This is a genomic window from Paenibacillus sp. W2I17, assembly GCF_030815985.1.
GTDB lineage: Bacteria > Bacillota > Bacilli > Paenibacillales > Paenibacillaceae > Paenibacillus.
In genome coordinates, this window is the sequence record NZ_JAUSXM010000001.1 from 6,795,249 (window position 1) to 6,804,939 (window position 9,691).

The following is a 9,691-nucleotide window of genomic DNA, read 5'->3' on the forward strand; positions in this document are numbered from 1 at the left end:
TCAAATTTCTCATTTGCCTATGGATAAATATGCAGAAATGTTGTATAATTATGAATAACCAATGAGATGTATTGTGCATGGATGTTTTTCAGCCTAACTGCTGATTCTAAGAAGAACGTAGCAGAGGGTTTTCACCTGCGATGGTGAGGTGTTGACAGGGGGTTGTCTTTCTGTCATAATTCATGAAGACAAACGGACATATTGATTACAGAACCCTGTGAGGTCCTGCAATATGAACGACATGAATAGCACCTTTAAATCAGTCCCGTGAGACTGGCAAGGTAACGTGAACGATACATCGTTTTTTTTGCTGCGGCAAATGAAGCGATGCATCCCCGAGAGTAAACTTTCTTCAGAGCGGTCTGAAGTTCGGAGACTCCTTGCCAATAAACACGGCAAGGAGTCTTTTTTTTTCTCCTCGTCACGGGGCCATGATGCTGAAGGGAAATCCTGAGGAGGCTGAACGCATGAGCACAGAGACACATGTCATTATGGATGAGACGGCGATCCGCCGCGCACTAACACGGATTGCCCATGAGATATTGGAGAAAAACAAAGGAATCGACGATTGTGTGTTGGTCGGTATCCGTACACGCGGGGTTTACCTGGCAGAACGGATTGCCGCCAAGATTGAAGAAATCGAGGGCGCCAAAGTCCCCTGGGGAGAACTGGATGTGACTCCTTACCGCGATGACCGCTTGGACGAAAATAAAGCGAATCGCAAGGAAATGTTGATTATGACACCTGAATCACTTTCGATCCATAACAAAAAAGTGATTTTGTTCGATGATGTGCTTTATACCGGACGGACGATTCGCGCAGCGATGGATGCTCTGATGGACTGTGGAAGACCGCAGAACATTCAGCTGGCTGTACTCGCAGACCGCGGACACCGGGAACTTCCAATTCGACCTGATTTTATCGGCAAGAATGTGCCGACTTCCAAATCAGAGGAGATCGAAGTTGCACTCATGGAAACGGACGGACAGGACGAAGTCAAAATCACTCAGAACCGGGGGGAGCAAGCATAATGATTACACAGACAGCATTGAGAGACCGAAGCTTGCTTGGACTGAAGGAACTTAGTCGAGGAGAAATCGAGTCCATTCTGAACCGAGCGGCTCACTGGGAAGCGCAGAAAGAGAAACTGGCTCCGGTACTGGAATCACGCTTTGTTGCGAACATGTTCTTCGAGAACAGCACACGTACCCGCTTCTCCTTCGAAATGGCAGAGAAACGCCTGGGTGCACAAGTGCTGAACTTTACGGCAGCCGCATCCAGTGTGGAAAAAGGAGAGTCCATCTACGATACGGTACGAACACTTGAGTCGATGGGCATTGATGCAGGCGTGATCCGGTTGAAACCGGCAGGCGTTCTGCAACAACTGGCTCAGAAAGTGAATGTACCACTCGTGAACGCCGGAGACGGCAACAATGAGCATCCCACACAGGCGTTGCTGGATCTCTACACGATGAGGAAAGCATTTGGCGAACTGAAGGGCTTGCGTGTCTCCATCATTGGTGACATCCTGCATAGCCGTGTAGCGCGTTCCAACCTGTGGGCACTGCAAAAGTTTGGTGCAGATGTACGCTTCTGTGCTCCGCAAACGATGCAGGCACCGGAACTCGCAGAGCATGCTCCTTATGTCGGTCTTGAAGAAGCGCTGGATGCAGATGTAGTCATGATGCTCCGTGTTCAACTGGAACGTCATCAACATGGCTTAATTACTTCAGCTGAGGATTATCGCGAACACTACGGATTGACGGAAGAACGGGCATCACGCCTAAAACCAAGCACCATTATCATGCACCCTGCTCCTGTGAATCGCAACGTCGAGGTAGATGACGCGGTTGTGGAAAGTGAAGCATCGCGGATCTTCCCGCAGATGGCAAACGGCGTTCCAATCCGCATGGCGGTTATGGAACGTGCGATGAAACTGTAACAGGGTCTGGCTGTGGGTCATAGGCTGACGGTACGGTAGTTCTTATAGAGCAATAAGAGAGTAAACGATAAAGAAAATCATTCGGCTTGCCTGGTAAGCCGGACAGAACCGAAGCGGAGGGCAATTATGCTACAGATTATAAAAAACGCGAACGTCTTGAACCAAAAAGGGGAACTTGAACGGAAAACCATCATTATAGATGAAGGTAAAATTAAAAAGATCGCTGGTCTGGAAGACCAAGCCGTACTGGATGCCGAAAAGTCAGCGCAAAGTGTGACAGACGCATCAGGCAAACTGGTCATTCCGGGACTGATCGATATGCACGTGCATCTGCGTGAACCTGGATTCGAACACAAAGAGACAATCGAGACAGGTGCCCGTTCAGCAGCACAAGGTGGTTTTACAACGATCGCTTGCATGCCGAACACGAGACCAGTTACAGATACAGCGGAAGTTGTGAAAATGGTATTGGATAAAGCCAAAGAAGCTGATCTGGTTAAAGTATTGCCTTATGCAGCCATTACAAAAAACGAACTGGGTCGTGAACTTACCGATTTTGCTGCATTGAAAGAAGCAGGCGCTATTGGATTCACAGATGACGGCGTAGGCGTACAAAACGCTCAAATGATGAAGGATGCCATGAGCCTCGCAGCAAGCATGGATATGCCAGTGATCGCTCACTGTGAAGATGACTCACTGGTTGTTGGTGGATATGTGACGGAAGGTGAGTTTTCGAAGCGCCACGGCATCAAAGGGATTCCAAATGAATCCGAAGCCATCCACGTTGGCCGTGATATCTTGCTCGCAGAAGCAACGGGAGTTCACTACCATGTCTGTCACGTAAGTACAGAGCAATCGGTTCGTCTGATTCGTCTAGCGAAGTCCATAGGCATTAAAGTAACTGCTGAGGTATGTCCGCACCATCTGGTGTTGTCGGATGAAGATATCCCGGGCATGGACGCCAACTGGAAAATGAACCCGCCGCTACGCTCACCACGCGATGTGCAGGCTTGTATCGAAGGTTTGCTAGACGGCACGCTGGACATGATCGTAACTGATCACGCGCCACACAGTGAAGAAGAGAAAGCCAAAGGCATGGAGCTGGCACCTTTCGGAATCGTAGGATTCGAAACAGCCTTCCCGCTGCTGTACACCAAGTTTGTGGAAACAGGGCTGTGGAGCTTGGACTTCCTGGTGCAACGTATGACAGCTGATCCGGCACGTGTATTCCGACTGGATACAGGCAAACTGGAAGAGGGAGCACCAGCGGATATCACGATGATTGACCTGAATGAGGAAAAAGCAGTTGATCCTGCAACGTTTGCAACCAAAGGAAGAAACACCCCATTCACAGGCTGGAAGCTGAAAGGCTGGGCCACACAAACATGGGTGGATGGCAAAAGCGTATGGAGCAACACTGTACAACAATAAAACAGCACCTCGGTAACTCAATGAATCATAAATCATTAGATCTTATTACTTGAATTTTCGAAAACAAATCTTTCTAACTCTAAAACTTATCTATAACTTCTACACAGTAACATCTTTTCAACTAACTCGAGGCAAATCATGCCGAGAGTCTAACATACGAAACAAAGCAAAGTTGAATGTCATGATTTTGAACATGGACGCCAACGTAACTGCGGAGAGGGCAGAAAGAACCCGAAGAAGCAAAGCGTTCGCCTTTATCACCGGATTACTCCATTTGAAGAATGGGATCAAAGTAATCCGGGGATAACAGCGATCAAAGGGTTTTCTGCCCACGGAGCCGCACCAAACGTAACGTCCCCCAATGTTCAACTCAAAGTATTCAACGTTGATAAACACAGAGGAGTGAAATGGGATGCAGGCACAGGCAAGATTATTGTTGGAAGACGGCACACTGTTCACCGGGAAAGCATTTGGTGCTGAAGGTGAAACTACAGGTGAGGTCGTTTTTAATACGGGAATTACAGGCTATCAAGAGGTGCTTTCGGATCCTTCCTATTGCGGTCAAATCGTAACCATGACGTATCCGCTGATCGGAAACTACGGCATTACGCGTGATGACTTTGAGTCGATTCGTCCATACGTACACGGTTTCGTTGTGCGTCGTCATGAGCCAACGCCGAGCAACTGGCGTGCGGAATACAGCGTAGACAATCTGCTCAAGGAATACGGCATCGTAGGAATCAGCGAAATTGATACACGCATGTTGACTCGCCGGATTCGTCACCACGGCACAATGAAGGGAATTCTCACAACAGGATCGAAGCCTGTGGAAGAACTGCTGGAGATGATGGGAGACACTACCATTGCCGAGCTGCGTAACCAGGTGCCTATGACTTCTACGGAGCATGTCTACAATAGCCCGGGAACGGCTGAACGTATTGTGCTCGTGGATTATGGTGCTAAAACAGGAATCTTGCGCGAACTCAGCAAACGTAACTGTGACGTTGTTGTTGTTCCACACGATGTAACAGCAGACGAGATTCGTCGCCTTAACCCGGACGGCATTCAACTATCCAATGGCCCTGGGGACCCGAAAGACGTACCTCACGCAGTTAAGATGATCAGTGAACTGCTTGGCGAATACCCGATCTTCGGCATCTGCCTGGGTCACCAGTTGTTCGCACTCGCGGCAGGAGCAGACACCGAAAAACTCAAGTTTGGACATCGCGGAGGAAACCACCCGGTGAAAGAACTGGAGAGCGGACGTTGCTTCATCACATCCCAGAACCATGGATTTACCGTAAACGAAGAGTCTGTGAAGAGTACAGACCTGGAAGTTACTCATATCAACAATAACGATAAGACCATTGAAGGTCTGAAACATAAATCATTCCCGGCATTCTCGGTTCAATATCACCCTGAAGCAGCCCCGGGTCCTTACGACAACAGCTACCTGTTCGACCGCTTCATCGAGATGATTCGCGAGCACAAGATCACTAACCCGCAAAAGCCGCGTCAAGCCGTATTGGCAGCCGCAGTGAAAGGAGCACAATAACATGCCGATTAACAAAGATCTCAAAAAAATCCTGGTGATTGGTTCCGGTCCAATCGTCATCGGTCAAGCGGCCGAGTTCGACTATGCCGGTACACAAGCTTGCCAGGCTCTGAAAGAAGAAGGCGTGGAAGTTGTACTTATCAACAGCAACCCGGCGACCATTATGACGGATACAAACATGGCTGACAAAGTATACATCGAGCCTATCACACTGGATTTTGTAACCCAAATCATTCGTCAAGAGCGTCCAGATGGCTTGTTGCCAACACTGGGTGGTCAAACAGGTCTGAACATGGCTGTTGAGCTGGCTCGTGCAGGCGTGCTGGAACGTGAAAATGTGAAATTGCTCGGAACACAGCTGACATCCATCGAGAAAGCGGAAGATCGTGATCTGTTCCGTGATCTGATGCGTGAATTGGAACAACCTGTACCAGAGAGTGTAATCGTAACGACACTTGAAGAATCACTTGAATTTGCAAATGAGATTGGTTATCCAATCATCGTGCGTCCAGCCTATACACTGGGCGGAACAGGCGGCGGAATCTGTGCTAACGAAGAAGAGCTGCGCGAGACGGTGGCAGCGGGAATTCGTTACAGCCCGATTGGGCAATGTCTGGTCGAGAAGAGCATTGCAGGTATGAAAGAAGTCGAGTATGAAGTGATGCGGGACAAAAACGATAACTGTATCGTTGTCTGCAACATGGAAAACTTTGACCCGGTAGGTGTTCATACAGGCGACAGTATCGTCGTAGCACCAAGCCAAACTCTGTCGGACCGTGAATATCAAATGCTGCGTTCAGCTTCCCTGAAAATCATCCGTGCCCTGAACATCGAGGGTGGATGTAACGTACAGTTTGCACTGGACCCACACAGCTTCCAATACTATGTTATCGAAGTAAACCCACGGGTAAGCCGTTCATCAGCTCTGGCTTCCAAAGCAACGGGTTATCCGATTGCAAAAATGGCTGCCAAAATTGCCATGGGTTACACGTTGGATGAAATCGTGAACCCGGTAACAGGCCAAACGTATGCTTGCTTCGAGCCTACGCTGGATTATATCGTGAGCAAAATCCCACGCTGGCCGTTCGACAAGTTCATCTCGGCGAACCGTAAACTGGGAACTCAGATGAAAGCAACAGGCGAAGTGATGGCTATTGGCCGGACATTCGAAGAGTCGATTCACAAAGCCGTTCGTTCCCTGGAAATTGGCGTACATCGCCTCTACCTGAAGGATGCCGAAACGCTGGACGAAGCTACGCTGAACGAGCGTCTGATCAAAGCAGATGATGAGCGTATCTTCCTGATTGCCGAAGCATTCCGCAGAGGTTATACGCTGCAACAGCTACAGGATCTGACCAAGATTGACTGGTGGTTCCTGGACAAAATCGAAGGTCTGATCGCATTCGAAGATCGCATTCGCGAAGAATCCGAATTGTCTTCCGACATTCTGTATCAAGCGAAACGCCTTGGATTCACAGACCGTGCCATTGCTGAACTGCGTGCGCAAGGTCAACCAGGAGGCACATTAACAACTGAAGCGGAAGTTAGAACTCGTCGGGAAGCAGAGAACCTGCGCCCAGTGTACAAAATGGTAGATACATGTGCGGCTGAGTTTGAAGCAACAACGCCATATTACTACTCAACTTACGAGACAGAAAATGAAGTAATCCCTTCAGACAAGAAAAAAGTTGTGGTACTGGGTTCAGGACCAATCCGGATCGGTCAAGGGATCGAGTTCGACTACTCTACTGTACACGCAGTATGGGCATTACAAAAAGCAGGCTATGAAGCAGTCATTATCAACAATAACCCGGAGACGGTGTCTACGGACTTTAATACATCGGATCGCCTGTACTTTGAACCGCTCTTCTTCGAAGATGTCATGAACGTGATTGAACAGGAGAAACCAGTAGGGGTTATCGTACAGTTCGGTGGTCAAACGGCCATCAACCTGGCAGCACCACTGCGTAATGCAGGTGTAACCATTCTCGGAACGGATCTGGAAAGCATCGATGAGGCGGAGGATCGCAAGAAGTTCGAACGTCTGCTCTCCCGTCTGGAGATTGCACAGCCAAAAGGTAAAACGGTCATTTCGGTTGATGATGCAGTAGAAACAGCTCAAAGTCTGGGCTACCCGGTACTGGTTCGTCCTTCCTACGTACTCGGCGGTCGTGCGATGGAGATTGTATACTCCGATGCTGAATTGCTGACATACATGGAACAGGCGGTTAAAATCAATCCGGAGCATCCGGTCCTGATCGACCGTTATATGATGGGGAAAGAAGTTGAGGTTGACGCCATCTGTGATGGTGAAACGGTATTGATTCCGGGAATCATGGAACATATCGAGCGTGCAGGGGTTCACTCTGGTGACTCCATCGCGGTATATCCTCCTCAACATCTGTCCCAGGATTTGAAAGAGAAAATTGTAGAGATTACAATCAAAATTGCGAAAGAACTGAAAACAGTAGGTTTGGTCAACATCCAGTTTGTTATCCATGATGGCCAAGTGTACATTATCGAGGTGAACCCGCGTTCATCCCGTACCGTACCATTCCTGAGCAAAGTAACCAACATTCCGATGGCGAACTTGGCAACACAAGCCATTCTGGGTGTGAAACTGAAAGATCTTGGCTATGTTGATGGACTGTGGCCTGAATCGGATCATGTATCTGTCAAAGTTCCGGTCTTCTCCTTCGCGAAGCTGCGTCGTGTAGAACCAACCCTCGGACCTGAGATGAAGTCTACAGGTGAGGTTATGGGCCGTGACCCGAATTACGCTAAAGCGTTGTTCAAAGGCCTCATCGGCGCAGGAATGAAAATCCCGGCAACCGGAGCGATTGTTGTGACTGTAGCAGACAAAGACAAGGACGAAGCGGTTCCTTTGCTCGAAGGTTTCTACAGACTGGGTTACAAAATCATGGCGACCGGCGGAACAGCAGCTGCGCTTGAAGCAGCGAACATTCCGGTAACGACTGTGAACAAATTAAGTGAAGGTTCGCCGAACATTCTGGATATGATTCGTAGCGGCGAAGCAAACTTTGTCTTCAACACACTCACCAAAGGCAAAACACCGCAACGTGATGGATTCCGTATCCGTCGTGAAGCGGTAGAGAACGGCATTGTATGTATGACTTCATTGGATACGATTCGTGCGCTGCTGATCATGCTGCAAACGATCAACTTCTCTTCGGAAGCAATGCCTGTCTTTGTAAAATAAATAACTCTCTGATGAAGGACATCAGTCAGCCTGCGGGCTGGCGGGATGTCCTTTATATCGGGCAAAAACGGAAAAAATGAGCAAGTGGAGGGGAGCGCTGGTGATGAATCAAGCGAGTTTCAATGAAATGGCTGGCCGTCTGATGGTGGCACTGGATTATCCTGGAGCGGAAGAAGCGAAAGCATTGGTACAAGCTCTTGAAGGCATTCCCTGTTATCTGAAGGTGGGCATGCAGCTGTTCTACGCAGCAGGACCGGACTTTATTCGGGAGCTGAAATCCAAAGGTTACTCCGTTTTTCTGGATGTGAAAATGCATGACATTCCCAACACCGTTCGTGGCGGTGCTGAGAGTATCACACGTCTTGGGGTAGACATGTTCAATGTACATGCAGCGGGTGGAGCCCTCATGATGCGTGCTGCACGTGAAGGTGCTGAGGCAGCAATCGCTGCCGATCCTTCCCTTAGCAAGCCCGAGATCATTGCAGTCACCCAACTGACCAGTACAAGTCTGGAAACGATGAATAACGAGATTGGCATCCCGGGAAGTGTGGAAGCTGCTGTGGTCCGTTATGCAGGACTAGCCCAAGAGGCCGGACTCGATGGGGTTGTTGCTTCTCCACTGGAAGTGCCCGCAATTCGGGCAGCGTGTGGCAGTGCTTTTCATACCGTTACACCAGGAATTCGTCCAGCGGGTAGCGGTCTGGGAGATCAGACACGCGTCTTGACGCCAGGTGAAGCCATCGCCAGAGGCAGTCATTACATTGTTGTAGGCAGACCCATTACAGGCGCTCCCAATCCGCGTGAAGCGGCAGAAACCATTTTGAAGGAGATGTTGAACGCATGATCGAACTGAATGAGATTCCGAATCATATTGCTTCCCAACTGTTGAAAATTAAAGCCGTGGCGTTACGTCCGCAGCAGCCATTTACATGGACATCCGGCATCAAATCACCAATATACTGCGATAACCGTTTAACGATGTCCTATCCCGAGATTCGTAATGATATCGCTGAAGCCTTTGCAACGATTATTCGGAACCAATACCCGGATGCAGAAGTCATTGCAGGTACGGCAACAGCAGGTATCCCGCATGCTGCCTGGGTGGCCCAGAAGCTGAATCTGCCGATGGCCTACATTCGTGATAAAGCGAAAGGACACGGCAAGGAGAACCTGATCGAAGGTCTGATTACCGAAGGACAGAAAGTAGTTGTCATCGAAGATCTGATCTCCACAGGTGGAAGCTCGATCAAAGCAGCCGAAGCCGTACGTGTAGCAGGTGCAACCCCTCTCGCCGTTCTTGCGATCTTCAGCTATCAGCTGGATAAAGGTGTTAAAGCATTTGAAGATGCTGGAATTCCACTTCAGACGTTGTCCAATTACACCGCGCTGATGGATGTGGCTTTGGCTCAGGGAACGATTCAGGAGAGTGACTTTGAATTGCTCAAATCTTGGCGTGAAGATCCTTCTTCATTTGGTAAATAATATCATTGATAACTCGAAAAAATGTTCAAGATTGAACGGTATCAAAATTGTAATGATTGCC

General features: G+C 48.9%; 7 protein-coding genes. All 7 read left to right on the plus strand.

Annotated features, from left to right (window positions below):
- The first annotated feature begins 467 nt into the window (after positions 1-467).
- The 7 genes from pyrR to pyrE all read left to right on the plus strand — a co-directional run bounded on the left by pyrR (position 468) and on the right by pyrE (position 9,630).
- On the plus strand, positions 468-1,031 hold the full coding sequence (gene pyrR, locus QF041_RS30200) for a bifunctional pyr operon transcriptional regulator/uracil phosphoribosyltransferase PyrR (RefSeq protein WP_017687330.1): 564 nt from the start codon (positions 468-470) through the stop codon (positions 1,029-1,031).
- Entirely contained in the window at positions 1,031-1,942 is a 912-nt protein-coding gene (locus QF041_RS30205) for an aspartate carbamoyltransferase catalytic subunit (RefSeq protein ID WP_036614815.1), read from the plus strand. Before pyrR ends, QF041_RS30205 begins: the two co-directional genes overlap by 1 nt.
- A 126-nt stretch (positions 1,943-2,068) precedes the next feature.
- On the plus strand, positions 2,069-3,373 hold the full coding sequence (locus QF041_RS30210; RefSeq protein ID WP_307416752.1) for a dihydroorotase: 1,305 nt from the start codon (positions 2,069-2,071) through the stop codon (positions 3,371-3,373).
- A 412-nt stretch (positions 3,374-3,785) separates the two neighbouring features.
- Positions 3,786-4,928 carry a glutamine-hydrolyzing carbamoyl-phosphate synthase small subunit gene (gene carA / locus QF041_RS30215; RefSeq protein ID WP_062835434.1) on the plus strand — a complete coding sequence of 381 codons (1,143 nt, stop codon included), beginning with the start codon at positions 3,786-3,788 and terminating at the stop codon, positions 4,926-4,928.
- A 1-nt stretch (position 4,929) separates the two neighbouring features.
- The gene (carB, locus tag QF041_RS30220) at positions 4,930-8,148 is read left to right on the plus strand and encodes a carbamoyl-phosphate synthase large subunit (protein ID WP_047843734.1); all 3,219 of its coding nucleotides are present in this window, start codon (positions 4,930-4,932) and stop codon (positions 8,146-8,148) included.
- A 103-nt stretch (positions 8,149-8,251) separates the two neighbouring features.
- Entirely contained in the window at positions 8,252-8,992 is a 741-nt protein-coding gene (gene pyrF / locus QF041_RS30225; protein WP_272907465.1) for an orotidine-5'-phosphate decarboxylase, read from the plus strand.
- On the plus strand, positions 8,989-9,630 hold the full coding sequence (gene pyrE / locus QF041_RS30230) for an orotate phosphoribosyltransferase (protein WP_036674850.1): 642 nt from the start codon (positions 8,989-8,991) through the stop codon (positions 9,628-9,630). Before pyrF ends, pyrE begins: the two co-directional genes overlap by 4 nt.
- Positions 9,631-9,691 lie beyond the last annotated feature (61 nt).

Bases quoted from the DNA above. Each gene is read 5' to 3' on its own strand.
- pyrE (WP_036674850.1), top strand. From the start codon at position 8,989: ATGATCGAACTGAATGAGATTCCGAATCATATTGCTTCCCAACTGTTG.
- carB (WP_047843734.1), top strand. From the start codon at position 4,930: ATGCCGATTAACAAAGATCTCAAAAAAATCCTGGTGATTGGTTCCGGT.
- pyrF (WP_272907465.1), top strand. From the start codon at position 8,252: ATGAATCAAGCGAGTTTCAATGAAATGGCTGGCCGTCTGATGGTGGCA.
- carA (WP_062835434.1), top strand. From the start codon at position 3,786: ATGCAGGCACAGGCAAGATTATTGTTGGAAGACGGCACACTGTTCACC.
- QF041_RS30210 (WP_307416752.1), top strand. From the start codon at position 2,069: ATGCTACAGATTATAAAAAACGCGAACGTCTTGAACCAAAAAGGGGAA.
- QF041_RS30205 (WP_036614815.1), top strand. From the start codon at position 1,031: ATGATTACACAGACAGCATTGAGAGACCGAAGCTTGCTTGGACTGAAG.
- pyrR (WP_017687330.1), top strand. From the start codon at position 468: ATGAGCACAGAGACACATGTCATTATGGATGAGACGGCGATCCGCCGC.